The 25,563-nt window shown below is 63.5% G+C and carries 32 protein-coding genes; 12 read left to right on the forward strand and 20 right to left on the reverse strand.

Annotated features, from left to right (window positions below; translation table 11 throughout):
• Nucleotides 1–55: 55 nt before the first annotated feature.
• Nucleotides 56–502, forward strand: coding sequence for a GNAT family N-acetyltransferase (locus DY201_RS06345; protein WP_115730471.1), 447 nt, complete (start codon nucleotides 56–58; stop codon nucleotides 500–502).
• Nucleotides 503–537: 35 nt separating this feature from the next.
• Here the strand turns inward: DY201_RS06345 and DY201_RS06350 are convergent, their stop codons facing one another.
• Nucleotides 538–1,611, reverse strand: coding sequence for a glycoside hydrolase family 25 protein (locus DY201_RS06350; RefSeq protein WP_115730472.1), 1,074 nt, complete (start codon nucleotides 1,609–1,611; stop codon nucleotides 538–540).
• A 227-nt stretch (nucleotides 1,612–1,838) separates the two neighbouring features.
• On the opposite strand from DY201_RS06350, the gene DY201_RS06355 reads away from it, so the two are divergent.
• The gene (locus DY201_RS06355) at nucleotides 1,839–3,029 is read left to right on the forward strand and encodes a vWA domain-containing protein (RefSeq protein WP_115730473.1); all 1,191 of its coding nucleotides are present in this window, start codon (nucleotides 1,839–1,841) and stop codon (nucleotides 3,027–3,029) included.
• A gap of 108 nt (nucleotides 3,030–3,137) precedes the next feature.
• Nucleotides 3,138–3,542, forward strand: a complete 405-nt coding sequence (msrB, locus tag DY201_RS06360) for a peptide-methionine (R)-S-oxide reductase MsrB (protein WP_115730474.1) — start codon at nucleotides 3,138–3,140, stop codon at nucleotides 3,540–3,542.
• 75 nt (nucleotides 3,543–3,617) lie between these two features.
• On the opposite strand, the gene DY201_RS06365 is transcribed toward msrB, so the two are convergent.
• From DY201_RS06365 to DY201_RS06380, 4 genes are all read right to left on the reverse strand, one after another.
• A complete protein-coding gene (locus DY201_RS06365) occupies nucleotides 3,618–3,971 on the reverse strand; it encodes a hypothetical protein (RefSeq protein ID WP_131922334.1) in 354 nt (117 codons plus the stop codon).
• 162 nt (nucleotides 3,972–4,133) lie between these two features.
• A complete protein-coding gene (locus tag DY201_RS06370; RefSeq protein ID WP_115730476.1) occupies nucleotides 4,134–4,961 on the reverse strand; it encodes a sugar phosphate isomerase/epimerase family protein in 828 nt (275 codons plus the stop codon).
• Between the two features lie 10 nt (nucleotides 4,962–4,971).
• Nucleotides 4,972–6,324 (reverse strand): LLM class flavin-dependent oxidoreductase, encoded by a 1,353-nt coding sequence (locus tag DY201_RS06375; protein ID WP_115730477.1) that lies wholly within the window; start codon nucleotides 6,322–6,324, stop codon nucleotides 4,972–4,974.
• 99 nt (nucleotides 6,325–6,423) lie between these two features.
• Nucleotides 6,424–7,398 carry a LysR family transcriptional regulator gene (locus DY201_RS06380; RefSeq protein WP_165915919.1) on the reverse strand — a complete coding sequence of 325 codons (975 nt, stop codon included), beginning with the start codon at nucleotides 7,396–7,398 and terminating at the stop codon, nucleotides 6,424–6,426.
• A gap of 142 nt (nucleotides 7,399–7,540) precedes the next feature.
• On the opposite strand from DY201_RS06380, the gene DY201_RS06385 reads away from it, so the two are divergent.
• Entirely contained in the window at nucleotides 7,541–8,116 is a 576-nt protein-coding gene (locus tag DY201_RS06385) for an NADPH-dependent FMN reductase (RefSeq protein WP_245431912.1), read from the forward strand.
• A 58-nt stretch (nucleotides 8,117–8,174) separates the two neighbouring features.
• On the opposite strand, the gene DY201_RS06390 is transcribed toward DY201_RS06385, so the two are convergent.
• From DY201_RS06390 to DY201_RS06400, 3 genes are all read right to left on the reverse strand, one after another.
• On the reverse strand, nucleotides 8,175–8,435 hold the full coding sequence (locus DY201_RS06390) for a DUF2312 domain-containing protein (RefSeq protein WP_067956960.1): 261 nt from the start codon (nucleotides 8,433–8,435) through the stop codon (nucleotides 8,175–8,177).
• Between the two features lie 153 nt (nucleotides 8,436–8,588).
• On the reverse strand, nucleotides 8,589–8,897 hold the full coding sequence (locus DY201_RS06395; protein WP_115733628.1) for a DUF1244 domain-containing protein: 309 nt from the start codon (nucleotides 8,895–8,897) through the stop codon (nucleotides 8,589–8,591).
• A gap of 11 nt (nucleotides 8,898–8,908) precedes the next feature.
• Complete coding sequence (locus tag DY201_RS06400; protein WP_115733629.1) at nucleotides 8,909–9,706, reverse strand: N-formylglutamate amidohydrolase; 798 nt, start codon at nucleotides 9,704–9,706, stop codon at nucleotides 8,909–8,911.
• Nucleotides 9,707–9,951: 245 nt separating this feature from the next.
• Between DY201_RS06400 and DY201_RS06405 the strand changes: the two genes are divergently transcribed.
• Together DY201_RS06405 and pyk are read left to right on the forward strand one after the other, a co-directional pair.
• Nucleotides 9,952–10,440 carry a DUF1036 domain-containing protein gene (locus DY201_RS06405; RefSeq protein WP_115730480.1) on the forward strand — a complete coding sequence of 163 codons (489 nt, stop codon included), beginning with the start codon at nucleotides 9,952–9,954 and terminating at the stop codon, nucleotides 10,438–10,440.
• Nucleotides 10,437–11,873 carry a pyruvate kinase gene (gene pyk / locus DY201_RS06410; RefSeq protein WP_115730481.1) on the forward strand — a complete coding sequence of 479 codons (1,437 nt, stop codon included), beginning with the start codon at nucleotides 10,437–10,439 and terminating at the stop codon, nucleotides 11,871–11,873. Before DY201_RS06405 ends, pyk begins: the two co-directional genes overlap by 4 nt.
• 77 nt (nucleotides 11,874–11,950) lie before the next feature.
• Here pyk and DY201_RS06415 read toward each other — a convergent pair whose 3' ends face one another.
• From DY201_RS06415 to ykgO, 3 genes are all read right to left on the reverse strand, one after another.
• Complete coding sequence (locus DY201_RS06415; RefSeq protein WP_115730482.1) at nucleotides 11,951–13,000, reverse strand: alpha/beta fold hydrolase; 1,050 nt, start codon at nucleotides 12,998–13,000, stop codon at nucleotides 11,951–11,953.
• Between the two features lie 117 nt (nucleotides 13,001–13,117).
• Complete coding sequence (locus DY201_RS06420; protein ID WP_115730483.1) at nucleotides 13,118–13,699, reverse strand: tetratricopeptide repeat protein; 582 nt, start codon at nucleotides 13,697–13,699, stop codon at nucleotides 13,118–13,120.
• A gap of 79 nt (nucleotides 13,700–13,778) precedes the next feature.
• Nucleotides 13,779–13,904, reverse strand: coding sequence for a type B 50S ribosomal protein L36 (ykgO, locus tag DY201_RS06425; protein ID WP_018429929.1), 126 nt, complete (start codon nucleotides 13,902–13,904; stop codon nucleotides 13,779–13,781).
• Nucleotides 13,905–14,147: 243 nt separating this feature from the next.
• Here ykgO and DY201_RS06430 point away from each other — a divergent pair, with 243 nt between their 5' ends.
• On the forward strand, nucleotides 14,148–14,555 hold the full coding sequence (locus tag DY201_RS06430) for a lysozyme inhibitor LprI family protein (protein ID WP_115730484.1): 408 nt from the start codon (nucleotides 14,148–14,150) through the stop codon (nucleotides 14,553–14,555).
• Nucleotides 14,556–14,583: 28 nt separating this feature from the next.
• Here DY201_RS06430 and DY201_RS06435 read toward each other — a convergent pair whose 3' ends face one another.
• A complete protein-coding gene (locus DY201_RS06435) occupies nucleotides 14,584–14,925 on the reverse strand; it encodes a winged helix-turn-helix transcriptional regulator (RefSeq protein ID WP_115730485.1) in 342 nt (113 codons plus the stop codon).
• Nucleotides 14,926–15,056: 131 nt separating this feature from the next.
• On the opposite strand from DY201_RS06435, the gene DY201_RS06440 reads away from it, so the two are divergent.
• Together DY201_RS06440 and DY201_RS06445 are read left to right on the forward strand one after the other, a co-directional pair.
• Complete coding sequence (locus tag DY201_RS06440) at nucleotides 15,057–15,941, forward strand: NAD(P)-dependent oxidoreductase (protein WP_115730486.1); 885 nt, start codon at nucleotides 15,057–15,059, stop codon at nucleotides 15,939–15,941.
• A gap of 73 nt (nucleotides 15,942–16,014) precedes the next feature.
• Nucleotides 16,015–16,386, forward strand: a complete 372-nt coding sequence (locus DY201_RS06445; RefSeq protein WP_115730487.1) for a nuclear transport factor 2 family protein — start codon at nucleotides 16,015–16,017, stop codon at nucleotides 16,384–16,386.
• Nucleotides 16,387–16,450: 64 nt separating this feature from the next.
• On the opposite strand, the gene DY201_RS06450 is transcribed toward DY201_RS06445, so the two are convergent.
• The 3 genes from DY201_RS06450 to DY201_RS06460 form a co-directional block, all read right to left on the reverse strand.
• Nucleotides 16,451–17,533: a 5-(carboxyamino)imidazole ribonucleotide synthase gene (locus DY201_RS06450; RefSeq protein WP_115730488.1), complete on the reverse strand. Its 1,083-nt coding sequence runs from the start codon at nucleotides 17,531–17,533 to the stop codon at nucleotides 16,451–16,453.
• Complete coding sequence (gene purE / locus DY201_RS06455) at nucleotides 17,530–17,994, reverse strand: 5-(carboxyamino)imidazole ribonucleotide mutase (RefSeq protein ID WP_210283730.1); 465 nt, start codon at nucleotides 17,992–17,994, stop codon at nucleotides 17,530–17,532. Before purE ends, DY201_RS06450 begins: the two co-directional genes overlap by 4 nt.
• A gap of 116 nt (nucleotides 17,995–18,110) precedes the next feature.
• Nucleotides 18,111–18,314, reverse strand: a complete 204-nt coding sequence (locus DY201_RS06460; protein ID WP_067956996.1) for a YdcH family protein — start codon at nucleotides 18,312–18,314, stop codon at nucleotides 18,111–18,113.
• 238 nt (nucleotides 18,315–18,552) lie between these two features.
• Here DY201_RS06460 and DY201_RS06465 point away from each other — a divergent pair, with 238 nt between their 5' ends.
• Entirely contained in the window at nucleotides 18,553–18,732 is a 180-nt protein-coding gene (locus tag DY201_RS06465) for a YdcH family protein (protein WP_067956999.1), read from the forward strand.
• Nucleotides 18,733–19,030: 298 nt separating this feature from the next.
• On the opposite strand, the gene DY201_RS06470 is transcribed toward DY201_RS06465, so the two are convergent.
• The 3 genes from DY201_RS06470 to DY201_RS06480 form a co-directional block, all read right to left on the reverse strand.
• Nucleotides 19,031–19,294 (reverse strand): ArsR/SmtB family transcription factor, encoded by a 264-nt coding sequence (locus DY201_RS06470; RefSeq protein ID WP_067957002.1) that lies wholly within the window; start codon nucleotides 19,292–19,294, stop codon nucleotides 19,031–19,033.
• 84 nt (nucleotides 19,295–19,378) lie between these two features.
• Nucleotides 19,379–20,620 (reverse strand): MFS transporter, encoded by a 1,242-nt coding sequence (locus DY201_RS06475; RefSeq protein WP_115730489.1) that lies wholly within the window; start codon nucleotides 20,618–20,620, stop codon nucleotides 19,379–19,381.
• Nucleotides 20,621–20,699: 79 nt separating this feature from the next.
• Complete coding sequence (locus DY201_RS06480; RefSeq protein WP_115733631.1) at nucleotides 20,700–20,894, reverse strand: DUF1192 domain-containing protein; 195 nt, start codon at nucleotides 20,892–20,894, stop codon at nucleotides 20,700–20,702.
• Nucleotides 20,895–21,024: 130 nt separating this feature from the next.
• Between DY201_RS06480 and DY201_RS06485 the strand changes: the two genes are divergently transcribed.
• On the forward strand, nucleotides 21,025–22,035 hold the full coding sequence (locus DY201_RS06485) for an NAD(P)H-quinone oxidoreductase (protein WP_115730490.1): 1,011 nt from the start codon (nucleotides 21,025–21,027) through the stop codon (nucleotides 22,033–22,035).
• 93 nt (nucleotides 22,036–22,128) lie between these two features.
• On the opposite strand, the gene DY201_RS06490 is transcribed toward DY201_RS06485, so the two are convergent.
• Nucleotides 22,129–22,929: a class I SAM-dependent methyltransferase gene (locus tag DY201_RS06490; RefSeq protein ID WP_115730491.1), complete on the reverse strand. Its 801-nt coding sequence runs from the start codon at nucleotides 22,927–22,929 to the stop codon at nucleotides 22,129–22,131.
• Nucleotides 22,930–23,065: 136 nt separating this feature from the next.
• Nucleotides 23,066–23,221 (reverse strand): hypothetical protein, encoded by a 156-nt coding sequence (locus tag DY201_RS28935; RefSeq protein WP_165915918.1) that lies wholly within the window; start codon nucleotides 23,219–23,221, stop codon nucleotides 23,066–23,068.
• 581 nt (nucleotides 23,222–23,802) lie between these two features.
• Between DY201_RS28935 and DY201_RS06495 the strand changes: the two genes are divergently transcribed.
• Complete coding sequence (locus DY201_RS06495; RefSeq protein ID WP_115730492.1) at nucleotides 23,803–25,281, forward strand: protein adenylyltransferase SelO; 1,479 nt, start codon at nucleotides 23,803–23,805, stop codon at nucleotides 25,279–25,281.
• The last annotated feature ends 282 nt before the right edge of the window (nucleotides 25,282–25,563 follow it).

The following is a 25,563-nucleotide window of genomic DNA, read 5'->3' on the forward strand; positions in this document are numbered from 1 at the left end:
ACCAGATTGCTCAGGCAGTTTGCGCGCAATTGATCCACTTACGGAAGGCTAAGCCATGACCGAAATCACCATCCGCCCCCTCGAGCTTGCCGATCACGCCGAATGGCGCCGGTTGTGGACGGCCTATCTCGATTTCTACAACACCGTGCTGCCTGAAAAGATCTATGGGCTCGCCTGGAAGCGCCTGTTCACCGAGGGCGAGTTCGAGCCCAAGGGCCTGATCGCCCTCGTCGACGGCAAGGCGGTCGGTCTGACGCACTACCTCTACCACCGCTCGGGCTGGTCCGAAGCCAACAACTGCTATCTGCAGGACCTGTTCGCCGACCCGGCGGCGCGTGGCAAGGGCGTCGGTGCGGCCCTGATCGAAGCCGTGAAGCAGGAAGCGGCCAAGCTCGGCGTCACCAATGTCTACTGGATGACGCACGAAACCAATGCCACGGCGCGCAAGCTCTACGACCGCGTCGCCCGCCGCACCGGATTCATCGAATACGATTTGCTCTGAGGCGACAGGCAATCACTGACTAGGACCGAAAGCCATCAGCCCGCGCTGCGTTCCAGCCACTGGTGCCACTGGGCTGCGCTGCCACGAAAGACGTTGAGGTCGATCTTGCCCTCGACGCCATGCGACAGGCCGGAACCAGAATACTGCCAGAACACCCAGTTGCGGCCGGGATAGACCTTGGACGGCGGCTCGGCCACGGCGCGCAGCCAGAACGGATAGTTCTGGAAGTGGCCGCGCAGGTTGTCGCGGTAGAAGTCGGGCGCGGTGTAGATGACCGGGCGCTGGCCATAATGGCGCTCCAGCTTGTCCATGAAGACCTGCATCTTCTCGCGGATCTTCTCGGGGTTGTGGCGCCTTTTGCAGCTCGATTCGCCATTGTATTCGACGTCGATGACCGGCGGCAGCGCGCCGGGGACCTTGGGCACATTGCGGATGAACCAGTCGGCCTGCTCGCCGGCGGTACGGCACCAGTAGAAGAAGTGATAGGCGCCGCGCTTGAGGCCGGCGGCCTCGGCAGCGCGCCAGTTCTTGCGAAACATCGGGTCGAGATGGTCGCCGCCGTCGGTGGCCTTGATGTAGGCGAAGTTGGCGCCTTGCGTGCGCAGCTTCGGCCAGTCGATCTCGCCCTGCCAGCGCGACACGTCGACGCCATGGACGGCGAAATTCTTGGGCGACATCGTCCGGCCGAAATTGATCGGCTTGGCATCGCGGAAGCGGCGGCCATAGATCTTGCCCGGCGCGAACGGTGTCGCCTTCATCGGGTTGGACGGCGCCACCAGGGCGATCGGCTTGGCGTCGGGCGTGGGCATGTCTTCAAGCTCGATGGCAGGTTCCATCGGCGCTCTCGGCATCGGCGTGGGCATTGCCATCGCCACCTGCACCGGTGGTGCCGTCATCGTCGTCACTTCGACGGGTGCTGCCATGACCGGCTGGGGCGCTGGCGCCTGGGCGACGACAGGAGCGATGTCGGCGGAGGGCCGCATCACCGAACTCGTGGTCTCCGGGGAAGGCGACGCCTGCTCCATCAGGCTGCCTAAGCCCGAGCTCGAGGTGCAGCCGGCAAGAGCCAGACTGGCGAGAACGATCGCTGACGCCGCTGAGAAACGCATAGGTACCCGCACGCAAAACAAACTCGGATCGGAGGCAGACTCGCCCCCTCTTCCCCACTGATGGCAATTGCTAACGGGAAATTACCAAGAAAGACTGAATCCGATTTTTACTTTAATTAGATTTTGGGTGTTGCAACGCGGCCAATGCGCCGATGTCGCGATGGTAGGCCACAACTGCGGCATCGGCGGACTTGCCTGCGCGACCGCGCCGAAGCAAAGTGCCGGCCATGTTCATACCCTTCTTTCTCGAACTCAAGGCGGCCAAGGTCCCGGTTTCGCTGCGTGAATATCTGGCCCTGCTCGAAGCACTCGATGCCGACCTCGTCAGCTATGACGTCGAGGGTTTTTACTATCTCGCCCGCGCCGCGCTGGTGAAGGACGAGCGCCATATCGACCGCTTCGACCAGGTCTTCTCGCATTATTTCAAGGGCGTCGAGGCCGTCACCGGCGAGGGCGGCGTTGACGTCGCCAACATCCCCGAGGAGTGGCTGCGCCGGCTCGCTGAGAAGACGCTGACCGATGAGGAGAAAAAGCTTGTCGAAGCACTTGGTGGCTTCGAAAAGCTGATGGAGACGCTGAGGCAGCGGCTCGAGGAGCAGAAGGGCCGCCATCAGGGCGGGTCGAAATGGATCGGCACCGCGGGCACCTCGCCCTTCGGCGCCTATGGCTACAATCCAGAGGGCGTGCGTATCGGCCAGGAGACGAGCCGCCATCGCCGCGCGGTCAAGGTGTGGGACAAGCGCGAGTTCAGGAATTTCGACGATTCGGTCGAGCTTGGCACACGCAATATCAAGGTGGCGCTGAAGCGCCTGCGCCGCTGGGTGCGAGAAGGCGCCGAGGAAGAGCTCGACCTGCCCGGCACGATCCACGCCACCGCCGACCACGGCTATCTCGACGTCAAGACCCGGCCCGAACGGCGCAACGCGGTTAAGCTTTTGATGTTCTTCGACGTCGGCGGCTCGATGGACGACCACATCAAGGTGGTCGAGGAGCTGTTTTCTGCGGCGCGCGTCGAGTTTCGCCAGCTCGAATATTTCTACTTCCACAACTGCCTCTACGAGGGCGTGTGGAAGGATAACCGCCGCCGCCATGCCGAGGTGATTCCGACCCTCGACGTGCTGCACAAATATGGCCACGACTACAAGGTCATCTTCGTCGGCGACGCCGCGATGAGCCCCTATGAGATCGCCTATGCCGGTGGCTCGGTCGAGCATTGGAACCCCGAACCGGGTGCCGTCTGGCTGCGCCGCGTGCTCGACCAGTGGCCCAACGCCGTCTGGCTCAATCCGACGCAGGAAAAGCACTGGGGCTATACCAGTTCGATCAAGATGATTTCCGAGGTGTTCGCCAACCGCATGTACCCGCTGACGCTGGCGGGGCTGGAAGCGGCGACCAAGCAGCTGTCGCGAAAGCATTAGCCGGCCTGTAGTGGCTCACCACGATGTGATGCCTTGTCAGTCAGTGCCCGTCGTAACTATCTGAGCGAAGACCACGAACAAGAAGAAGAATCGAGGGAGATACCCGGAATGGACGCCAAGACCTATGCCGTCACCCGCACCGACGCCGAGTGGCGCGCGCTGCTGACGCCCGAGCAGTACCAGGTAATGCGCAACCACGGCACCGAGCGGCCGGGCAGTTGTGCTTTGCTCTACGAAAAGCGCGCCGGCACCTTCACATGCGCCGGTTGCGACCAGCCCTTGTTCGAATCCAAGCTCAAGTTCGAGAGCGGCACCGGCTGGCCAAGCTTCAACGACCCCGTCGAAGGTTCCGTCGAAAACACCGTCGACCGCAGCCATGGCATGGTGCGGACGGAATGCCATTGTTCGCGCTGCGGCAGCCATCTCGGCCACGTTTTCCCTGATGGTCCGCCGCCCACCGGCCTGCGCTACTGCATCAATGGCGTGGCGCTCAATTTCGAACCAGCGGCCTGATTTGCTCTTCTCAGGAATACGCCCGCGGGTGCAGCTGTTCGCGCCCGCGGCACCGTCGCCTGTGCCGCTCGTGGCTCAAAGCAGGCTGGCGAGGATGATCCAGAGCGTGGCGCTGATCTTGATGGGGCCGGCGTTCGGTATCCCGGCCATATCGGCCGTACGCAGAACGCTGCCATAGAGGAACAGGTTGTAGGGCAGGGGGATCAGGTGGACGGCGACTGCCAGCAGGGCCGACATCTTGGCGGCCAGGATCAGCAGCGCGACCACCGTCGTGGCGACGTTGATGATGCTGCCAACCACCACCATGTCCCACCAGAACAGCTGGCCGAGCGGCACCTCGCCGTTCCAGCGCCGCGAAAAGAACGCCGAAAGCCCGCCTTGGCCGCCCAGAGGATTGTCGGAAGGATGGAATTGTCCCGCGCTGCTCATGCCCGACCTCTTCACCTTCGTGGCGAGCCGGCGTGCGGCCCGTCGCACCATGCTATTGTAGCAGGTAAATAGGGCATCATATCAGTCGTCTTTACAAGTCCAACCAAAGCTTCACTTGCCAATACAGTGAACGATTGCAAGCATTTGCCGGCCGGGCACTCGTCAGGCGAGCAGACCATCGATGTTTTCGACCAGTTGACGCGAGGCGGTCAGGCAGCGGCGTGCCCGTTCCCGAGGTGAAACGCTATCGCCGAGACGCATCATCGGGATTTCGATGCTGAGTGGCCGGTCGCTGGGCAAGGCGCGGAGATAGGCCTTCAGTGGCAATGCCCCTTCGCCGGGCAGGTCGCGGTCGAAGGCGGAATGGCGCACCATCGTTTCGGGGTCGACGGGCGCAGGCGGTGCGTCGCAGAGATGGATGTTGTGGAGCAGGCTCCGGTCGACCGAAGCCAGTTCTGCCCCGGCGATGCCCATGCGGTTGACGTGCAGCATGTCGAGGATCAGCCCGGAGCCATGGGCGGCGCCGGCGGCAACCACTGCCAGTGCTTCCTCGAGCGTTCCCGCCGCCCTGTGCGCGATCGGCTCGAAGTCGACGTGGAGCCCGAAGCTTGATGCCATTTCGGCGAGGGCGGCAAAGCGGTCCTCGATTTCAGCCTGTGCGATCGCGCCGCGCATGTCGGCGACGGCGATCAGGCGAGGCCGGCCGAGCGCTGCCGCAGCCTCCATGGCGGCGGCGCTGCGTGACAGGTCGAACTCCCCGCGGATCATCCAGCTTTCGACCTCCGTCACTGTCAGCCCACTATCGTCGAGCAGCTGTTTGCACGCACCTACGAGCGCCATGTTCCCAAGCAGCGGCGAAGGCGCATCGGCTGCCGCGGTCGGATGGATGCGCAATCCCAGGTGATCGTAGCCAACTTCCGACGCGATGCGGATCGACTCAAGCGGCGAGGCGACAGGTGCCGTCAGGTACGACATCGAGAAGCGTCTCATGGCCTGCTTCCTATCCGCGGTATCTTGAGGCTGAATGATCTGGTGCGGTGCGCGGGCCCGAGCCCGTCACCCTCTCGCGCAGGGTGCCTGCCGCGTATTCGGTCTTGAACATGCCGCGCCGCTGCAACTCCGGCACCACCATGTCGATGAAGTTCTCCATCGTCTCATGCGCCAGGACGCGGGCAATGTTGAAGCCGTCGACATCGGCGTGCTCGACCCAGCGCGCGAATTCATCGACCACCTGTTCCGGCGTGCCGACGATCAGCAGGTTGCGGCCGCTCACCACCATGCTCTCGACTGCCTGGCGCACGGTCCAGCTACCCTTGCGCGTCAGCATATCGAGCTGGGAATGCGCCGCGTCCGTCTTTTCGTAGCGGATCGGCTCGTCCAGCGGGTATTTCGACAGGTCGATGCCGAGGGCCGCCGACAACTGGCACAGCATGCCTTCGACGCTGGTGTGGCGTTTGTAGTCCTCATAGCGGGCGCGGGCGAGTGCTTCGGTCTCGTCGACGATGATGGTGGCGCCGGCGAAGAACTTCAGGCTCCGGGGATCGCGGCCCAGCGCGGCTGCGCGCTTGCGCATGTCGGCCACCTGCGGCGCCACCAGTTCGAGCTGCGGGCCGTTGATGAAGATGCCTTCGGCATGGGTCGCGGCAAAGTGGCGGCCGCGCGGCGACCCGCCCGCCTGGAACAGCATCGGCGTGCGCTGCAGCGACGGCTCGGCCGCACTCACGGCACGAATCCGGTGATGTCCGCCGCTATGGTCCAGTTCGGTGATCAGCTCAGGGTCGGCATAGATCCCGCTCGTCTTGTCGCGCTTCAGCGCGCCGTCGGCCCACGAGCCCTCCCACAGCCCGTACATCACCGCCATGAATTCGTCGGCGGCGTCGTAGCGCGCGTCGTGCTCGGCCAACTCGTTGTGGCCCATGGCGAGTGCACCGCTGCGCAGGAAGGACGTCACGATGTTCCATCCGATACGCCCGCTTGTCATGTGGTCCAGCGTCGTCATGCGTCGGGCAAACAGATAGGGCGTCTCGTAGGAAGCGCTGCCGGTGATGGCGAAGCCGAGATTTTCGGTGACCAGCGCCATCGCCGGCACGATCACCGAGGGATCGAGGCTCGGCGCCAGCGCGCCGCTGCGGAACGCGGGCGCATAGCTCTGCCGGTAGGTATCGGGAACGCCGAGCGAGTCCGCCAGAAACAGCGCATCGAACAGGCCGCGTTCGAGAAGGCGGGCATAGTCGGCCCAATAATCGATGCTGGTGAAGTCCAGCGCCTTGTCGCGCGGATGGCGCCACAGGCCGAAGGCTAGGAAGCTCGGATTGCACTGGTCGAGTGCGTTGAGCCTGATTTCCTTGGTCATGCGATGGCCTCTTTCCGTTGCGTTCTGGCGCAACTTCCCGGAGGCGAGGCCGTGGGGCAAATGACTGTTTTCGACGGGGCGATCTCGAAATCAGACCACTCATCCCATGGCCTCGAACTGCCCGGCTAATGTCTCGACAAAGCGCAGCAGCACCGGCGTTTCGATCTCCGCGCGCCAGAACAATTTCAGCGACAGCGGCACCGAAAATCCAGCGACGTCGCGAATGACGACATTCGGTGGATGCCGGCCTGCCTGGGACCGATTGACGAAAGCGATGCCGAGGCCTGCCGCGACAAGGCTCAGTGTCGCCTCGGTGCTTCCGGTCTCCATCAGCACGCGGATGGCGACGCCACTCGACTGCAGGGCCTGGGCGACCTTCTCCGCCATCAGGCCCGATTGAGCGAGGTCCATGCCGATGAAATCGGCGCCGTCGAGGTGCTCGACCGCAAGCTCTGCCTTTGCGGCGAGTGGATGGTGCTCAGGCAACGCCAGCGCAAGATCGTCGAGCACCAGTTGCCGCGACTTCAGCATGTGTGGATAGCCGAGTTCGTAGGCCAGGCCGAGGTCGATCGAACCCGCCGCCAGCGCCTGGAATGCCTGCTCGGACAGCATCGGCGTCAGCCTCACTTCGACCGTGGGATTGGCGATGCGGAATGTCTGCAGCCCGTCGGGGATCGGCGCAAACATCATCGCCGCGCCGTTGAAGCCGACGCGCAGCAGTGACATCTGTCCGCCGTCGATCAGGTCGAAGCGACGGATGGCGAGGTCGACCTCGCGCAAGATGCGCGAGGCGTCCTCCAGCAGTGCCGCGCCGGCCAAGGTCAGCCGCACACCCGTCGGTTGGCGCTCGAACAGCCTGCCGCCGAGCTGCGCCTCCAACTCGCCGATGCGCCGCGACAGCGCCGACTGTACGATCGCCAGCCGGTCCGCGGCCCTGTGAAAACTGCCGAGTTCTGCGGCAACGACGAAGTGCTGCAGGTTCTTGAGGAGTTGGGTCCGACGGATGCCGCGCCGGCCGAAGCTGCGAAGCTCCTTGGGATCTTCCGGCTTGAGGTCCGAGGCATCGGCGGTCATCTGGCACCACGCATGATAGGGTCTGATCGTGCCCGACTTTGCCGATGCCGAAACGACATCGCCTCGTCCAAAAAGGTCATTTGCCGCCGAAAGCCTTTGCCAGTCTCCTGACGTCCGAAATAGAGATGCTAGGGAGGACATGATGACGGCAGGACCCTTGATCGTCGGGATCGGCGGTACCACGCGCAGTTGCTCGTCGTCGGAGCGGCTGCTGCATCAGGCGCTTTCGGTGGCGGCAGCGGCCGGTGCGGACACGCTGGCCTTCACCGGCGAACGGCTGTTGTTTCCGATCTTTGGCACCGACAAGCCGGGCGTGGCGGAACTGGAATTCCTGGGGGCTTTGCGCCGCTGTGACGGCGTGGTCATCTCATCCCCGGGCTATCACGGCTCGGTGTCGGGCATGCTGAAGAATGCGCTGGATTACATTGAGGAATTGCGAGGTGACGCCAGGCCCTATCTCCAGGGGCGGCCGGTTGGCCTGATCGCTGCGGCTGCCGGTTGGCAGGCGGGCGGTTCGACGCTGCAGCATTTGCGCTCGATCGTGCACGCCCTGCGCGGCTGGCCGACGCCGTTGGGCGTCATTGCCAATTCGTCGGTTTCCGACGGGGATTGTAGCGACCAGATCGCGTTGATGGCCGCCCAGGTCATGGATTTTGCGTGCGCATTTGGCGCGGGCGCCGGTATGGCTGCGCCGTTGCAGCCCTTGTGCGTGGCGTGAAGTGTTTGCCACGATGGTCGCGGCGCACCGTCTCGGATGCGCCGCGGCCGAATTGGCCTCAGCTCATGCCGAGGGCGGCCTTGTAGAGGTCGAGGATCGCTTCTGCCTCGTCACGCTCGGCCTGGTCCTGCTTGCGCAGGCGGATCAGGGTGCGCAGCGCCTTGGTGTCGAAGCCGGTGCCCTTGGCCTCGGCGTAGACGTCTTTGATGTCGTCGGAGATGGTCTTCTTTTCTTCTTCAAGCCGCTCGATGCGCTCGATGAAGGCGCGCAACTGGCCGGCGGCAACGGTCTGGCTGGTATCGGTGATTTCGTCGGCCATGGGGCACTCCGCAATTGTGATTGGAACAGCGCGACTCGGCGCGCCATGGGGCATTTCGGCCCGGTTCGATGCCCCATGATGGCAAGAGGGTCAAGGGGATCTGGCCGCGCAGCTGACAGGAGGCTACGTAAAATCCGCCCAGTGCTCCCTAGGTTAGTGATCCTTGGGCCGTCTGGTCTCGAAAGCCGCCTTCTGCGCGTCGGTGGCGTCGCGCTGGTACTTGGCCTGCCACTCGGCATAAGGCATGCCGTAGACGATCTCGCGCGACGTCTCCTTGGACAGCTCGACACCGGCGCCTGCGGCAGCGTCGCGATACCAGTTGGACAGGCAGTTGCGGCAGAAGCCTGCGAGATTCATCATGTCGATGTTCTGCACGTCGGAGCGCTCGCGCAAATGCTCGAGCAGGCGGCGGAAAGCGGCCGCCTCGAATTCGCGCTGCTGCGCTTCGCTGAGTTCGGCCATCGCAATCTCCATCACAGCGGCCCTGTACGCGAGCCGAATTGTCTGACCTCGTGTATATCGGCACGGCGATTGATCGCGTCAACGATCGGCGCAAGCCGATTTGCCCAGGCGCTGGTTCCGGCCTCGTCGCCGATCAGATCCTGCCTGATCTCGATCAGCGCGTGGGCAAAGCCGTTGACGATGGCATGGCGGAACATGGTGTCGCCGCGCAGCGCCCCGTCATAAGGCTCGTTGTCGCCGACGACGATGCCGGTGTCCTCGGCAAGCATCTCGATCAGCGGCCAGGCGGCGCGATGGTCCATGTCCCACAGCACGCCGGCATGCCAGGGCCTGGCACGGCCCTGCATAACGGGGGTGAAGGAATGCACCGAGAGGATGAAGGGTGCGGTGCCGGTCTGCTTGTGCACCGAGGCGATCATGGCGCCGACGGCGTCGTGATAGGGTCGGTAGAAGGTGTCGAGACGGCGCTCGCGCTCTTCCCAGGACATTGGATAATTGCCCGGTATGACCGAGCCGTCATAGAGCTGGCGGATCAGGGTCGGGTCGTCCTCGCCGCGATTGGGGTCGATCAACAGCCGCGAGAAATTTGCCAGGACCGCCGGCGCCCCGATGATCGCCGAAAGCTTGCGGGTCACCTGTTCGGCGCCGATGTCATAGGCGATGTGGCGCTCGAACTCCTCGGGCGGCAGGCCAAGATCGCCATACTCCTGCGGCAGGTCGCGCCGGGCATGGTCGCACAAAAGCACCAGACCGCGACTGCGGTCGCCGTCGATGATTTCGAACGGGGCAAAGAGAGTGTTTCGCGTCATCGGAGGCAAATTGTCCTTCGGCACGGCTTCGGTGTAGTTTTCGTCGCCGCAGCCGCTGTGGGGATATGTGCTAACGCCGTTGTTTTGCCAACCTTTTTTCGAATATGCCAGATGGGGCGGCAAATCACTGCGGCTGAGTGCATCTAAATCGATTGGATAAGCGCCGTGCCATGCGTTGACATGCGCCTGCACATTGCCGAAAAGGGCACCAGAAAATGAAGAATACGTCGAAGAGGGGCTTGGGGATGGAACTTGCCGGGGGGCCGCGCGCACGCTCAGCCTTGGCAATGCTTTTCCTTTTCCTAGCGGTTCCGCTGTTTGCCTCCGTTGCCGCGACGCCTGCGCGCGCCGACTTCAGGGTCTGCAACGCGACCCAAAGCCTCGTCGGCGTCGGCATCGGCTATCGCGCCAAGGCCGGCTGGATCACCGAAGGCTGGTGGCACATCGAGGGCCAGACCTGCAAAACGCTGATCGAAGGCCCGCTGTCATCGAGGTTTTATTATCTCTATGCAGAAGATGCCGAGCGAGGCGGACGCTGGGACGGCCCCATCAACATGTGCGTGGCTGAAAAAGAGTTCAAGGTTGCCGGGGTCACCGACTGCGTAGCGCGCGGTTTCCAGCGCGCCGGCTTCCAGGAATACGACACGGGCGAGCAGGCGAACTGGATGGTCCAGCTCACCGACGAGCCCGCAACGGGCGGCAATGCGGCCGCCTCGGGAACGAACGGTCAATGAGACGCAGCCGTAAGGTCAAGATACTCGCCACACTCGGTCCAGCCTCTTCCGACGAGGTCATGATCCGCAGGCTCTTCGATGCGGGCGCCGATGTCTTCCGCATCAATATGAGCCATACCGACCACGATTCGATGCGCACGCTTGTTGGCCGCATCCGCAAGGTCGAGGAAGAGGCGGGCCGCCCGATCGGCATCCTCGCCGACCTGCAGGGGCCCAAGCTCCGCGTCGGCAAGTTCGCCAATGGCAAGGAAGAGCTGACCGTCGGCCAGACCTTCACCTTGGACGACAGCGCCGATCTCGGCGACAACAAGCGCGTGCACCTGCCGCATCCCGAAATCCTCAAGTCGGTTCAGGCTGGCCATCGCCTTTTGATCGACGACGGCAAGCTCGAGCTCCGGGCTGTCAAGACCGACGGCAAGTCGATCGTCTGCACGGTCGTTGCCGGCAACAAGATTTCCGACAAGAAGGGCGTCAGCCTGCCCGACACCGACCTGCCGGTCGGCGCGCTGACCGAAAAGGACCGCAAGGACCTCGATGCGGTGCTCGAAACCGGCGTCGACTGGGTCGCGCTGTCGTTCATCCAGCGTCCCGAGGATCTGGCCGAAGCGCGCAAGATCGCCCAGGGGCGTGCGCTGCTGATGTCCAAGATCGAAAAGCCGCAGGCGGTTGCACGCCTTGCCGAAATCATCGAGCTGTCCGATGCCTTGATGGTCGCCCGTGGCGATCTCGGCGTCGAGATGCCGATCGAATCCGTGCCCGGCATCCAGAAGCAGATCACGCGTGCGGCACGCCGTGCCGGCAAGCCGGTGGTCGTCGCCACCCAGATGCTGGAATCGATGATCACGGCGCCGGTGCCGACCCGCGCCGAGGTCTCCGACGTGGCGACTGCAGTGTTCGAAGGTGCTGACGCGATCATGCTGTCGGCCGAATCCGCCGCCGGACAATATCCGGTCGAGTCGGTGGCAACGATGGACCGCATTGCCCAGCAGGTCGAAAAGGATCCGACCTATCCCGGCATCATCAACGCCCAGCGTTCGCAGCCTGAAGCGACCGGTGCCGATGCCATTTCGCTTGCGGCGCGTGAAATCGCCGAGACGCTGAAGCTGTCGGCGATCGTCACCTACACCGCCTCTGGCACCACCGGATTGCGCGCCGCGCGCGAACGACCGCAGGTGCCGATCATCGCGCTGTCGCCGATCCTGGCCACCGCGCGCCGGCTGTCGCTTTTGTGGGGCACGCATTGCGTCGTCTCGCCCGACGCCGCCAATCTCGACGACATGGTTGAACGCGCCTGTGGCGTCGCCTTCAACGAGGGTTTCGCAACTGGCGGCGACCGCGTCATCATCACCGCCGGCGTGCCGCTCCGCACGCCCGGATCGACCAACATGCTGCGCATCGCCTATGTCGGGCCGGAAGGCAAAGGCAGCAGGTAATTTGTGGGCATAGGGGAGTAAGGGAATAGGGGAAGTGCATAGTAGGCTCTCGCCGCTCCCCTTACTCCCCTACTTCCCTAAATCGGCGCCTTCTCGTTCACGCACATATCCGTGCCGAAATCGTCGCCCGCCATGCGGGCCTCGACCCGCCGCGCCATGGCCTGCAGGTCGCGCGGCTGGCCGGCGAGCTTTTCAACCGCTGCTGCGACCAGGTCGGGCGCCACCCAGTCGGGTTTGTGGCCAAGCTTCCTGACCCAGACCAGCTCGGCACCGGGAATGTCGCGCGCGAGGCCCATCGAATGGATCTCTTCATAGACGACCGTATCCGCATCGCCTGAGATCACCACTGTCGGCGCCTTGATCTCGGGATAGCGCGGCGCTGTCTTCAGCGCGTGCCGGTACAAGCCCTCGACATCGATCGCATTGGCGCGAAAGGCCTGCCGCCGCAGCACAAGCTTGATAGAGGCTTCGTCGACATAGAAGTCGGGCACCTTGTCGGGTGAGAAGACACAGGTCGTGGCAGCATCGATACGCATCAGCCCGGCCGGATTGGCAACCATCGCGGCGAACAGCCGCCCGACCGCCGGCCTGGCGCTCAGGCTGTAGTACCAGGAGGTGTCGCCGCCCGGCCAGGGATGCGTTGCCGCCGACAGGAACAGCAGCCCGCGCGTCTTCTCGGCATGTTCCAGGGCGAAGGTCGCCGCGATCGAACCGCCAAACGAATGGCCGACGATGATGGCGTCCTTGATGCCGAGCCTGTCCATCAGAGCAGCGATGGTCGCGGCCTGGCCTTCCTGCGTCTCGTTGTTGCCGGTGCCGCGTCCGGACCATCCATGGCCGGGCCGGTCGAGGAACAGCATCTCGGCGCGGCCTTCGAATTGCGGCCTGAGCGGCAGCATCTGGTCCTTCAGATTGGCGGATGCGCCGTGGATGAAGACCAGCGGCGGCAGCTCCGCGCCAACAGGCGCCGGTACATGGACGTAATGGATGTTGGCGCCCGCTATGTCGATGAAGCTGCCCACGGGTGGATTGCGGCGCTCGATCAACCATGACGCCACGCCGGTAAAGCCGGCAAGCGCAAGCACGATCGCAACGAGCAATACCAGGACAAAGGTGAGGATGTTCATGCGGCTCGTGGGAGGGGAGAAGGGGAATAGGGGAATAGGGGAATAGTGCAGTAAGACAGTAAGACAGCAAGAGAACGAGGGGCAATCGGCGACGTTGACCTACTCGCTTACTCCCTCTCAAATCCCTTCGCCGGCAAGTTCTTCCGACAGCCGCGACACCTCGTTCTGGGCGTTGCGCAGCATCGGATAGATGACCAGCACGCGCTGCCAGGCCTGCAGTGCCAGCTCGTTATGGTTGGTGTTGGCCATGATCTGGGCCATGCCGGAGAGGGCGCCGAAATGGCGCGGCTCGAGCTCCAGCGTGCGTTCGATGTCGGTCATCGACTTGCGGAAGTTGCCCATCATGAAATGCACAGTGGCGCGGCGGTTCCAGCCTTCGGCATATTGGGGCTGCAGCGTCACGACCTGGTCGAGGAAATCGAGGGCAACGTCGAACTTCTTGGCTTCCAGCGCCTGTTGCGCCCACAGCATCATCAGGTCGACGGAGGCGCTGCCAGACCTGTACCAGGCCTCCCAGATCCGGTTGGCGAGGCGTTCCGCGGCCTTTTCGTTACGCTCGCGCTTGAGGTCGGAAAACAGCGAATCGAGCTGGGTGTCCGCCTTGGCGATGACGGTATCGCCGCTCGTCTGGGCAAACGCCTGGAGCGGCAGCGGCGTTGCCGCGATGGTCAGGACAAAAAAGGCAAAAACGCTCCGCATGCGGAAATTCTAGACCCCCGCATGGGAACGTCAAACTGAAATTGCCGTGATGCGTCGGCCGCAAGCGGCCGGACGGGCATCAGCCCTGGCGGGCCTTGTAGCGCGGCGCAGTCTTGTTGATGATGTAGATGCGGCCCTTGCGACGAACCAGCTGGCAGTCACGGTGGCGGCCCTTGAGCGCCTTGAGCGAATTCTTGATCTTCATGTCACTAACCCGTCAGATGGGGCCCATCTTCCGGGCCGAAACCAAAAGCGCGCCCAATGTGCGCGCCCAATTTGTGTGAGTGGCTCTTAGACGAGGAGTCTTGGCCAGTCAACCGCGCGAGCGCGTCGCACGGCGGATTGATCGGCTTTTTTGCCGGCAATGGTCGTGGCCGTGCCGGGACGGGGACTTGCCAGTGGACAGCCTCGCTGGAATCCTCCCGCTCGTCAGACAACGGAGAGGCAGATGCGGCATTCGATTCTCTTGATCTCAATGGCCGGCGTTATGGTGGCATCGGTGGCGTCGGCCGAGGAGTGCGACCGCAACGACCAGACCCAGACGGGCATGAACATCTGTGCGGCTGCCGACTACGCGGCGTCAGACGCCAAACTCAATGCTGCTTATGGCGCTATCATGAAGCGGCTGTCCGACAACGCCGAGGCGCGCAAGAAGCTGCAGGATTCGCAGCGCGCCTGGATCGCCTTCCGCGACGCTGAATGCAAGTTCGCCTCCTCCGGCGTCGAAGGCGGGTCGACCTATCCGATGATCCATTCCGGCTGCCTGCAGGGACTGACCGACGCGCGTGTGACGCAACTCGGCAGCTACCTCAAATGCGAGGAAGGCGACCTGAGCTGTCCCGTACCGGGCCAGTAGGCCGGCAGTCCGCGGCAGAGGTCTCGTCTCAGGCGTATTCCGCTTTGTTCTTGCGATCGCAGGGAAGGCCGAACTGCGCGCCCCAGCGACATAGTGATTCTGCTGCCGCGTTGAGGGCTGCGCCGCGTTCGGTGAGCGAATAGACCACCTTGGCTGGCGTCTCCGAATAGACTCTCCGATCGACGAGCCCATCGGCCTCCAGTTCGCGCAATTGCTGCGCCAGCATCTTTTCGCTGATCCCGGGAATCGACTGCCTCAACCGGCCGAACCGGCGTGATGCCGTTCCGAGCTGGCAAAGAATGTCTATCTTCCATTTGCCTTCGGTCATCCTGACAGCCGCTACAAAGCCATTGTCCGCCGTCTTGTCCATGCTTGCTCTCCTTACCGCGAGGTGACCACTTACGCCCGGGTTCGTATTGTGTGCCGCCCATCTCACCATACCTCCACGACGTCGCGACAGACGTCGCGTCGTGGCGCCGCCAGTTGATATGGAGAGTTGGAATGAAGCGTTCAATCGCCGTTTTAGGAACCGGCCGCATGGGCTCCGCACTTGCCCGCGCCCTGCTTGCCGAGGGCCATCGCACGACGGTCTGGAACCGGACAAAGCAAAAGGCCGAGCCGCTCGCCTTGCTCGGCGCAACGGTTGCGTCTTCGGCGCTGGAAGCCGTGACTTCAGCTGAGATGATCATCGTCAACGTCAGCGACTATGCTGCCACTGCCGACATCCTGCATGACGAAGCCATCGCTTCCACCATTCGCGGCAAGCTGATCATCGAGCTGACGTCGGGAACGCCACAGGGGGCGCGCGATGCCGCCGAGTGGTGTGGCAGGCACGGCGCCGGCTATCTCGATGGTGCGATCATGGCAACGCCTGACTTCATCGGCACCGATGCGGGCACCATCCTGGTCTCGGGGCAGGGACAGGCCTTTCAGGACAACGAGGCCGTCTTTCGCGCGTTGGGCGGTAATGTCCAGCATGTCGGACAAGACCCTGGACGTGCCAATGCGCTTGATAGCGCTTTGCTGGCCTTGATGTGGGGCGCATTGTTCGGAGCGCTCAACGCCATTGCCGTGAGCCAGGCCGAAGGGATCGATCTGGGCGAACTGGGTCGGCAGTGGACGGCGACAGCGCCCGTTGTCGAGGGGCTCGTCACTGACCTCATCAAGCGTACCGATGCCGGCCGTTTTGCCAGCGACGAGGAGACCCTTTCGTCGATTTCCATCCATCACAGTGCGTTCCGGCACCTCCTGGAACTCATGGATGCGCGTGGCATCGACCGCTCGGTGGTTGACGGTTACGGCTTCATCTTCCAGCGGGCGATTGCAGCCGGCCAGTTGCATGGAGATTTCGCGGCGTTATCGCAGTTCATGGGCAAGGCCGCCTGAGAGCCGCGGCAACGAGGAGGCTGGCCACCTTGTAGGCCAGCCTCATGCCAATGCTTGATATGAAGGAAACGGAATGTCTCTGACGCTTCTCGTCGACACCTATTGCGCTGCCTGGTCCACGGAGAACGCCGGGCAGCGGCGAGCCCTGCTGCTTTCGGTGTGGAGCGAGGGTGCAACCTACACCGACCCCTCGGTCCATGCCGAAGGCGTGGAAGAGCTGCTTGCGCATATCGCGGGAACTCAGGCTAGGCACCCCGGAGCCCGTATACTGCGCACAAGCGAGGTGGATGTTCATCATGGCGTCGCGCGCTTCGCGTGGCAGTTCGTTATGCCCGATGGATCATTGCCGCCCGAGGGCCTCGACATCGCCTTTGTCGATGCCGACCAGAAACGCATAATGCGCATCATCGGCTTCTTCGGTTCGCTGCAAAGGCCTGCTGCGTGAGTTTGGCAGCAAGGCGAGCCGGCGCAGCCACAGGTGCAGTCAGCCCATTGCTGGCGGCTGTCTTTTAGCGGCGTGGCAACAGCCGGGTGAAATGGCCCATCTTGCGGCCGGGGCGGGCCTCGGCCTTGCCGTAGAGATGCACGGCGACATCCGGCTCGCCGAGCAGCGCCGGGACCTTGTCGATATCGTCGCCGATCAGGTTTTCCATGACACAGTCGGAGTGGCGGTTGGCGTCGCCGAGCGGCAGGCCGGCGACGGCGCGGATGTGCTGCTCGAACTGCGAGACCACACAGGCCGCCTCGGTCCAGTGGCCTGAATTGTGTACCCGCGGCGCTATCTCGTTCACCAGCAGCGAGCCGTCGGCAAGGACAAAGAACTCGACGCCGATGACGCCGACATAATCGAGTGCCGTGAGAATCTTGCGTGCCGCGTCGCGTGCTGCCATGGCAGTTTCGCTGCCGATCGTGGCCGGCACCGTCGAGGTCGCCAGAATACCGTTGCGGTGCACGTTTTCAGCCGGATCGAAGACGGCGATGCTGCCATCGGTGCCGCGCGCCGCGATGATCGAGATTTCGCGTTCGAAGGCGACGAAGGATTCGAGCACCAGCGGCACATTGCCGAGCGAGGCGCAGGCGCCGTCGAAGCCGCCTGTCGTCATGTTGCGGAAGACCATCTGGCCCTTGCCGTCATAACCCATACGGCAGGTCTTCAGCACGCCGCTGCAGTCGAAGGCCTTCAGCGCCTCCGCCAGCTCGGCATCGTTGTCTACAGGCCGGAAGCCGGCTGTGGATATCCCGATCCCGTTGAGGAAGGTCTTTTCGACGAGGCGGTCCTGGGCAACCTCGAGGGCGCGTGCCGGCGGGTAGACCGCGATCGTGCGGCCCAGCCGTTCGGCAGCGACAACCGGCACGTTTTCGAATTCATAGGTGACGACGGCACTGGCGCGCGCCAGCCCGTCGAGGGCCGCGGGGTCGTCATAGGCAGCAACGATCTGGCGGTTGGCGACCTGGGCTGCCGGGCAGTCTGCCTGCGGCTCCAGAACGACCGTCTGGTAGCCGAGGCGAGCCGCTGCCATGGCCAGCATGCGGCCGAGCTGGCCGCCGCCGATGATGCCGATGGTGGCGCCGAGGGGAAGGGGCGCGCTCACGCGTCGTCCGTCGGCTGTTCAGCGACCCGTGCGGTCTGGGCAGCGCGCCATTCGTCGAGCCTTGCGGCGAGCGCGTCGTCGGACAGGGCAAGCACGGCCGCGGCAAGCAGTGCAGCGTTGGCGGCACCGGCCTTGCCGATGGCAAGCGTGCCGACGGGGATGCCGGCCGGCATCTGGACGATGGAAAGCAGCGAATCCTGGCCCGACAAGGCCTTCGATTCGACCGGCACGCCGAACACCGGCAGAGAGGTCATGGCTGCAGTCATGCCGGGAAGATGGGCCGCACCGCCGGCGCCGGCGATGATGACGCGGAAGCCTGCTGCCTTGGCGCCCTTGGCGAAGTCGTAAAGACGGTCGGGTGTGCGGTGGGCCGAGACGATGCGTGCCTCAAAGGCGATGCCAAGCACTTCGAGCAATTCGGCGGCATGGCGCATGGTCGCCCAGTCAGACTGGCTCCCCATGATGATGGCGACGTCGACCCTGTCTTTGCTCACGCGCGGCACCCCTGCTTGATCAGCCTGCGTTAACCGAAATGCGCTGCCATCGCAACCAAAGGCCGGCCGAAAATGGCGGTTTCTCAGGCGATGATGTCGGGGATGATGCGGTCTTCGATCTGGCTGATCTTGTCCTTGAGGACCAGCTTCTTCTTCTTCATCCGCTGGATCTGCAACGTATCGCAGCCCATCGCGATCATCGCGTTGATTGCGGCATCGAAATCCGCATGGTCCTGCTTCAAGCGTGCAAACTCGAGACGAATCTCGGCTTGTTCCTGTTCCGACATGTCTACCGTCTGCAAACTCACTGGCGCACCCGGGGCGCTCCTAAGGCGGGGTCGGCGACTCCTTGTCACCGGCGCGAAGCCCTTATCACATTTCACGCTGTCAGGAAATGCTACCACACTTTATTCGACATCGCCGACGGGGGATGGCAGACTGTCATGGTTCCGTCACAGAGCACTGTCTGCGGTGGGCAGGGCTGTGCCCGGAGCATCGAGGAAACCATGAAAGGGAGAACCAATCATGTCTCTTGCTTCCCATCTTGAAGAACTTCAGCGCAAACATGGTGACGTCGAGCGCCAGCTCGGCGAAGCAATGAATCATCCATCCATGGACGACCTGCAAATCGTAGCGCTGAAGCGTCGCAAGCTGGCTCTCAAGGACGAGATTGAAAAGCTGAAAGGTGACCCGACGCAGCACTAGGCTCAGGCACGAGGTCTCCAGCAAGGCCCTGATTTTCGGCAAGGGCCCGACAGCCGGCGGCGAAGCAACATCGCCGCCGGATCAGGGTGATATTTATCAGCCAAATCATCGCACCGGAACAGCGCATCCGCAGCGCGATGCTCGTGCATATTGGCGGTTGAGCCGCCGATATGGCGCTTCCGCTAGGCCATTGCCGTGATCAGCCACATCCTTGGCACGTCGCGTTATTGCCTGGCATAGGACTGGCGCATCCATCCTCCTGGGCATGACCGCCTCCGAGGCGGCACCGGACAAAGCCTCAGGCGTCCCAGAACTGATCCAGCCAGATGTTGAGCTTGCGGAAGCCGGCAACGCTGACCGCATAGACGCGGCGCGTGCCTTCGGCGCGGGCGCTGACAAGGCCGGCGTCGAGCAAAACCTTGAGGTGTTGTGACACCGCCGGGCGTGAAACCGGCAGGCCTGCGGCAAGTTCGCTGACGGTCTTGGGGCCACGCCGCAATTCTTCCAGCAGATGGCGCCGGTTGGCATCCGATATGGCGAGGAACGGCGCGTCAGTTGTCATGGCCCATTTGTGCCGCAACATCGGCGAAATCTCAACTACCGGTCGCAATCGCCGTGCCGGCGTCTCGTCGCACCACCTTGCCTGTCAGGCGGCGTCCTCGTGCCTGGGGTCGAGGCGCAGCGATTCCGGCGTCGCGCTGCGGTCCGCCGGCTGGGTCTTGAAGGCCTCGCGATCCTTGATCGGCACCGGCGCACGCCGCTTGATGCGCAGTGCGGTGTAGCCGGCCAGCGTGAAATGCGCGGCAGCTGTCGCGAGGAACAGCGCTTCCGGCCGCATGTAGTCCATCAGGCCGGCGCCAAGCAGTGGCCCGACCATGGTGCCGAAGCCGTAGAGCAGCAGCAGCCCGCCCGAAACCTTGACGAAATCCTCAGGCTTGGCGTGGTCGTTGGCATGCGCCACCGCCAGCGAATAAAGCGTGTAGGCAAAGGCGCCGTAGCAGGCGGTCATGGCGATGACGAAGACGCCGGAGCGCGGCGCCACCAGGAAGATCAGAACGGCGGCGACCGCCGAAGCGAGCGAGGCGCCGATCAGCACATAGCGGCGGTCGGTGCGGTCGGAGACCTTGCCGATCGGGATCTGCAGTGCGGCACCGGCGACGACCACGAGGCTCATCATCAGCGCGATCTCGGGCGTCGAGATGCCGACGCGCGCGCCATAGACCGCGCCAAGCGTGCCCCAGTCGCCATTGGCGACGCCGATGAGGAAGCAGGCGACCGAGGCGACCGGGGAGTTTGCGTAGAGGCCCTTGATGTCGAGCGAGACGTCCTGCAGCGGCTTGGGGTGGGCGGCACTCGAAACCGCAGTCGGGATCAGCGACAGGCAAAACAGGATGCCTGTCACCATGAACAGCGAGGCGCTGGTGACGTCACCGCCGGCGACCATCATCTGGCCGGCCATGATCGAGGCGTAGGTGACCATCATGTAGAGGCCGAAGACGGTGCCGCGGTTTTCGTTGGTGGCGCGCTCGTTGAGCCAGCTTTCGATGACCATGAAGGCGCCGGCCATGGCGAAGCCGGTAAAGGCGCGCAGCGCGATCCAGACATATTCGTTGACGATCAGACCCGTCAGCAGCGCGATGATCGCGGCCGATGCGGCGAAGGTGCCGAAGGCGCGGACATGGCCGGCGCGGCGGACGACCCGCGGGGCGAAGTAGCAACCGGCGACGAAGCCGCCGGCCCAGGCCGTGCCCATCAGGCCGAGTGCGGTGGTCGAAAAGCCTTCTTCCTGGCCGCGGAGGGGAAGCAGCAGGCCATGCAGGCCCGATGCTGCGAGCAGGAAAGCTGTGCCGCGGAGCAACGACAGGATCGGCCGGTAGGTTGCGAGCATCTGGTGTCCCACCACGAATCAATTAGGCACTGGCACCTGATGATAACCCGTTTGGGGCATATCGGTGGCGGCGCGCGTTTCAGCCGCGCTTGAACAGCGCCTCGGCGGCCGATTTGGTCGAGCCCTTGACGGAAAGCTCTGCCTCGAGCCGGCCGATCTCGGCGTGCAGGGCTGAGATGCGCTCGTTGAGCTCACCGACCGAAAGCAGCGACAGATCCTGGCCGATCTCGTGGACCGGTTTCTTCTTGATCGGCTCGTCGTCGAACAGCGCCATCTCGCTCTCCTCCATCTCGGGCAGGCGTTTGCCTGATTTGCCAATCAGAATACATAGTGCGGTCAAACACATGTAAAGTCCGGGGCATATAAAGTCCGGGGCACACCGGACCAGCGGAGACCGAAAAGACATGGCCAATGTTGCCAAGCTTCCAGCCAAGATGCTCGCGGTGGCGATTTCGCAGCCGGGCGGGCCGCGCGTGCTCAAGGCCGAGAAGCGCGACCTGCCTGAACTCGGCCAGGGCGAGATCCTGATCCGCGTGCATGCGGCCGGCGTCAACCGGCCCGACGTGTTGCAGCGCAAGGGCGCCTATCCCGCGCCGCCGGGCGCCTCCGAACTGCCCGGGCTCGAAGTGTCGGGCGAGGTGGCAGCCGTCGGCGACAGTGCCACGCGCTGGCGCATCGGCGATGCGATCTGCGCGCTGACGCCGGGCGGCGGTTATGCCGAATACGCCAAGGTGCACGAGACCAACGCGCTGCCCATGCCCACGGGCTTCACCTTCACCGAAGCAGCCGCCGTGCCCGAAACCTTCTTCACCGTCTGGCATAACGTCTTCGAGCGTGGCGCGCTCAAACCAGGCGAGACGCTGCTCATCCATGGCGGCTCGTCGGGCATCGGCACGACGGCGATCCAACTCGCCTCGGCCTTCGGCGCCTATGTCATCGTCACCGCCGGTTCCGAGGACAAGTGCGCTGCCTGCCTGAAGCTCGGGGCCGATCGCGCCATCAACTACCGGAACGAAGACTTCGTCCAGGCGGTAAAGGACGCTACCGGCGGCAAGGGCGCCGACGTCATCCTCGACATGGTCGGCGGCGACTATGTCGGCCGAAATTACAATGCTGCCGCCGTAGACGGCCGCATCGTCCAGATCGCAACGCAAGGCGGGGCGGTGGCGAGTGCCGACTTCTCTAAGCTGATGGTCAAGAGGCTGACCCATACCGGCTCGACGCTCAGGCCACGCACCAACGAGTTCAAGGGCGCGATCGCGGCAGCGCTCGAGGCCCAAGTGTGGCCGTTGCTCGCTGTCCGCCGCGTCGCACCCGTCATGGACATGATCTTCCCACTCAAGGAAGCCTGGCGGGCGCATGAGCGCATGGAAGAGGGCGAGCATATCGGCAAGATCGTGCTGGACGTGGGCTGAGGGGCCTTCGGCCTCGCCGCGTCTCCCCGGCGCTTCCAAGGAAGCCTTTACCGCGCCAAGCCCAGGAACTCATCGCCCGTCATGGGCGCGGCCTCAGGCAACGATGCCGCGCACGGCCCAGGCGATATTGGCAAAGGAGCGCTGACCGTCGGGGCGGCCGGCCTCGTAGGCATCGCGCACGGCAGCTTCGGCGCGCACCTTCTCTGCCTGGTCGAGCGTGGCGACAAATTTGCCGATCGGACCTTCGCCCGCGCCGATGGGCGCCCAGAGATCGCCGAAGTCAGCATAGTCCATGCGCAGCAAAAGCTGGGTTTCCTCGACGCGTGACAGCCCTTGTGCAAGGAAGGCGGCTTTCATCTCGCCCGGCTGCATCATCGGCTGGAAACAATAGCGGGCGCGTAGTTGCCGGCCGGCTTCGCCGAGCGCAGCCAGCGTGTCGACCGCCATGCGCATGCCGGGCATGCCGCCATAATGATCCCACACCGTGGCCGCGACCACCCCGCCCGGCCGTGTCACCCTGGCCATCTCCGCGATCGCCTTTGGCGCCTCGGGCACGAAATGCAGCACCAGCAGCGCCAGCGTGCGGTCGAAGTTGTTGTCCTCGAAGGGCAGGGCGCAGGCATCGGCCTGACTGATCTTTATGCGTGGGTCCGTGTTGTGCGCCTGAGCTGTCGCGACAAAGACCGGCGAGAAGTCGATGGCCGCGATTTCCTTGAGATTTGCGGCCTTGGCCAGTGCGAAGGTCAGGCTGCCGGTGCCACAGCCGACGTCGAGCACCTTCTCGCCATCGGCGAGACCGGCAAAGTTGATGAATGGCACCGCGAGTTTCTGGCTCCAGCGGCCCATCAACTGCTCATAGCCGGCCGCATCCTGCACGTTGAAGCTTGACGTCATCGAAGCCTCCTATGCCTGGAGGCAGGGTAGGCCTTGGCGGGGGGAATGGGAAGGTGTCCATCGACCGAACTGCGATGCCGATCTGCGCCCCATTTCGGCCGTTCGGACATCGGCTGCAAGTCGCCAAAAGCAGACGTCAATCCGCCGGCAAGCCTGGCACATCGAACGACGCAGTAGAGAAGTCGAGGGTGTGATCGATTTTGGCCTGCAGCTCGCCCAAGAGAACGGTACTTTGTCCCATCACGCCGATCCGCTCGGTTTTCTGTCGGGCGTGCTCGCCACGGAAGGCCATGAGACGGAGTCCGATAGAAGGCAGGTTATCTTTGCCCCTTCTTCATCCATCCGGCAGGAATTCGTGAATTGCGTGAACGGGTGCTGACCCTGATTTCTCGCTTCTTACCCACACATATCCCGCAGTGGGCGCCAAGGCCGTGCAAGCACTTCATACCGCCTTGAGATTCCCCATGGGCATGATGGGTGCCGACCCCGGCCCGGAAAACCGAAAGCAATGGACCTCGCAATCGCGGAGGCGATGCGACATTTGCTTTCATGGAATTCATGAACTGGTGGCGTGGCGCCGTTGTGGTTGTGTTCGAAGCGGCCTCCGAATTACTGTCTTGGCTTACCGGCCCGCGTCCTGCGCTTAGGGACCCAGAACGAGGACTGCGTCAAGAGTACGCATCAGACCCTCGGCCGCTCGCTTCCATCTGGATATGGAATGGCGCTACGGCGACAACTGACAGCAGCTTCCTGGCTGGACGTCCAATATCAGAAACTGCGATTGGGTTGCGACCCAACAGCCCCTCTCAAATTGCTGGCCCGCGACCCGCGGCATGCCTATTTAGCTGGTAACCTGAACAAGCCCGAGATGTCATGCGCAGTCCCCGGTTCCAACACACCTATGCCGCCGACCTCCCCGAACGGCTTTACGCCCGTCCTGATCCATCCTCGGTTTCGACACCGCATCTGGTTGAACTGAATGAAACACTGGCGACGCAACTAGGCCTCGACATCGTCTGGTTGCGCAGTCCTGACGGCATCGAAATGCTGGCCGGAAACCGCTTCCCCGGTGATGTGCGCCCCATCGCCCAGGCCTATGCGGGTCACCAGTTCGGCAACTTCGTGCCGCAGCTTGGCGACGGTCGCGCCGTCCTCGTCGGAGAGTTGCTCGATACCAGCGGCCAATTGCGCGACGTTCAATTGAAGGGCTCCGGTCCGACCCGGTTTTCCCGCAATGGCGATGGGCGCGCAGCGCTCGGACCGATGATGCGCGAGTACATCGTCAGCGAGGCGATGCACGCACTCGCCATTCCAACCACGCGAACCCTGTCGCTGGTTGCCACTGGCGAGCACGTCTACCGCGAGACCAGGCTTCCCGGAGCGCTGATAGCGCGCGTTGCCGCCAGCCACATCCGCGTCGGCACGTTCCAGTACCTTGCCGCACGGGAAGACATCGACGGCCTGAGGGCGCTGGCGGATTACGCAATTGCGCGGCACTATCCGCATCTCGCCGAAGTCCCCCGTCGCTACCTTGGGTTCCTCAATGCCGTCGTAGCAGCACAGGCGAAGCTGGTGGCGCAGTGGATGCTGGTCGGCTTTATCCATGGCGTCCTCAATACCGACAACGTCGCAATTTCTGGCGAGACGATCGATTATGGTCCATGTGCGTTCATGGACGCCTATCATCCGGCGACTGTGTTCAGTTCCATCGACCGTCAAGGCCGCTACGCCTTTGCAAACCAGCCCCGCATCACCGTCTGGAACCTGGCGCGACTGGCCGAAGCGCTGCTGCCCATTCTGGGAGGCGAAGCAGGCGGAGACGATGAGGGCCTTGAGCAGGCGAAAGCGGTGATCGGGTCGTTCCAGGCACGCTACGAGGCTGCGTTTAATGAAGGCATCCGCCACAAGATCGGGCTGTTTACCGAACAGCCTGAAGACCTTGAGCTCGCGGCCGGAATGCTTGACCTGATGGCGCGCAACGGGGCGGATTTCACCCTTACATTTCGCGATCTCGCGCATGAGGTCGACGGCGTCGGCCGAGTCCGCAACCACTTCATCGACCCTACTGCCTTCGACAGCTGGGCTTTGCGCTGGCGTGAACGGCTGGCTCGCGAGCCGGAGAATGCAGCCGACCGCACGGCTCGGATGCGCACCGTGAACCCGAAGTACATAGCACGCAATCACCGTGTCGAAGCTGCCATCGCCGCCGCCACCGATGAAGGCGACTTTGGCCCTTTCCAGAGCTTGCTCACTGTGCTGGCGCGCCCGTTCGACGAGCAGCCCGAGATGGAGGAATACGCGCAGCCACCAAAAGACGAAGAGCGCGTCCTGCAGACATTCTGCGGTACGTAATTGCGGCTACAGTACAGGCCGAATGAGATGGGTGCTGTCTGATCGTTTAACCATGCATGGTTCGGCGAGAATGGGAGAGGAATGGCAGCTATTGCCGTCTGTTGGGGGCGGAAACCGTCTCTGGGATCGACGCGCTTTTTTGCCGGCAGTTGTCGCACATCAGTGGCTCGAAACCGGACTGTCAGCCGACGGGCCAAACAGCTCGTGGGTACGTCGGCGAAACTTGTCCACCTCTCGCATTAGCTGACGCGGCCCGCCAGTGCTGTTGCATTGGCACCGCCT

The organism is Aminobacter aminovorans (genome assembly GCF_900445235.1).
Classification (GTDB): domain Bacteria; phylum Pseudomonadota; class Alphaproteobacteria; order Rhizobiales; family Rhizobiaceae; genus Aminobacter; species Aminobacter aminovorans.

Coding starts and splice junctions, on each gene's coding strand:
- msrB (WP_115730474.1), top strand. CDS start 3,138: ATGGACGCCAAGACCTATGCCGTCACCCGCACCGACGCCGAGTGGCGC.
- purE (WP_210283730.1), bottom strand. CDS start 17,994: ATGGGGAGCCAGTCTGACTGGGCGACCATGCGCCATGCCGCCGAATTG.
- DY201_RS06415 (WP_115730482.1), bottom strand. CDS start 13,000: ATGAACATCCTCACCTTTGTCCTGGTATTGCTCGTTGCGATCGTGCTT.
- DY201_RS06470 (WP_067957002.1), bottom strand. CDS start 19,294: ATGACAACTGACGCGCCGTTCCTCGCCATATCGGATGCCAACCGGCGC.
- DY201_RS06490 (WP_115730491.1), bottom strand. CDS start 22,929: ATGACGTCAAGCTTCAACGTGCAGGATGCGGCCGGCTATGAGCAGTTG.
- DY201_RS06400 (WP_115733629.1), bottom strand. CDS start 9,706: ATGACGCGAAACACTCTCTTTGCCCCGTTCGAAATCATCGACGGCGAC.
- DY201_RS06380 (WP_165915919.1), bottom strand. CDS start 7,398: ATGACCGCCGATGCCTCGGACCTCAAGCCGGAAGATCCCAAGGAGCTT.
- DY201_RS06365 (WP_131922334.1), bottom strand. CDS start 3,971: ATGAGCAGCGCGGGACAATTCCATCCTTCCGACAATCCTCTGGGCGGC.
- DY201_RS06460 (WP_067956996.1), bottom strand. CDS start 18,314: ATGTCGGAACAGGAACAAGCCGAGATTCGTCTCGAGTTTGCACGCTTG.
- DY201_RS06420 (WP_115730483.1), bottom strand. CDS start 13,699: ATGCGGAGCGTTTTTGCCTTTTTTGTCCTGACCATCGCGGCAACGCCG.
- DY201_RS06390 (WP_067956960.1), bottom strand. CDS start 8,435: ATGGCCGACGAAATCACCGATACCAGCCAGACCGTTGCCGCCGGCCAG.
- DY201_RS06355 (WP_115730473.1), top strand. CDS start 1,839: ATGTTCATACCCTTCTTTCTCGAACTCAAGGCGGCCAAGGTCCCGGTT.
- DY201_RS06385 (WP_245431912.1), top strand. CDS start 7,541: ATGACGGCAGGACCCTTGATCGTCGGGATCGGCGGTACCACGCGCAGT.
- DY201_RS06395 (WP_115733628.1), bottom strand. CDS start 8,897: ATGGCCGAACTCAGCGAAGCGCAGCAGCGCGAATTCGAGGCGGCCGCT.
- DY201_RS06370 (WP_115730476.1), bottom strand. CDS start 4,961: ATGAGACGCTTCTCGATGTCGTACCTGACGGCACCTGTCGCCTCGCCG.
- DY201_RS06345 (WP_115730471.1), top strand. CDS start 56: ATGACCGAAATCACCATCCGCCCCCTCGAGCTTGCCGATCACGCCGAA.
- DY201_RS06475 (WP_115730489.1), bottom strand. CDS start 20,620: ATGCTCGCAACCTACCGGCCGATCCTGTCGTTGCTCCGCGGCACAGCT.
- DY201_RS06405 (WP_115730480.1), top strand. CDS start 9,952: ATGGAACTTGCCGGGGGGCCGCGCGCACGCTCAGCCTTGGCAATGCTT.
- DY201_RS28935 (WP_165915918.1), bottom strand. CDS start 23,221: ATGGCCTTCCGTGGCGAGCACGCCCGACAGAAAACCGAGCGGATCGGC.
- DY201_RS06440 (WP_115730486.1), top strand. CDS start 15,057: ATGAAGCGTTCAATCGCCGTTTTAGGAACCGGCCGCATGGGCTCCGCA.
- DY201_RS06480 (WP_115733631.1), bottom strand. CDS start 20,894: ATGGCGCTGTTCGACGACGAGCCGATCAAGAAGAAACCGGTCCACGAG.
- ykgO (WP_018429929.1), bottom strand. CDS start 13,904: ATGAAGATCAAGAATTCGCTCAAGGCGCTCAAGGGCCGCCACCGTGAC.
- DY201_RS06430 (WP_115730484.1), top strand. CDS start 14,148: ATGCGGCATTCGATTCTCTTGATCTCAATGGCCGGCGTTATGGTGGCA.
- DY201_RS06465 (WP_067956999.1), top strand. CDS start 18,553: ATGTCTCTTGCTTCCCATCTTGAAGAACTTCAGCGCAAACATGGTGAC.
- DY201_RS06350 (WP_115730472.1), bottom strand. CDS start 1,611: ATGCGTTTCTCAGCGGCGTCAGCGATCGTTCTCGCCAGTCTGGCTCTT.
- pyk (WP_115730481.1), top strand. CDS start 10,437: ATGAGACGCAGCCGTAAGGTCAAGATACTCGCCACACTCGGTCCAGCC.
- DY201_RS06435 (WP_115730485.1), bottom strand. CDS start 14,925: ATGGACAAGACGGCGGACAATGGCTTTGTAGCGGCTGTCAGGATGACC.
- DY201_RS06495 (WP_115730492.1), top strand. CDS start 23,803: ATGCGCAGTCCCCGGTTCCAACACACCTATGCCGCCGACCTCCCCGAA.
- DY201_RS06485 (WP_115730490.1), top strand. CDS start 21,025: ATGGCCAATGTTGCCAAGCTTCCAGCCAAGATGCTCGCGGTGGCGATT.
- DY201_RS06445 (WP_115730487.1), top strand. CDS start 16,015: ATGTCTCTGACGCTTCTCGTCGACACCTATTGCGCTGCCTGGTCCACG.
- DY201_RS06375 (WP_115730477.1), bottom strand. CDS start 6,324: ATGACCAAGGAAATCAGGCTCAACGCACTCGACCAGTGCAATCCGAGC.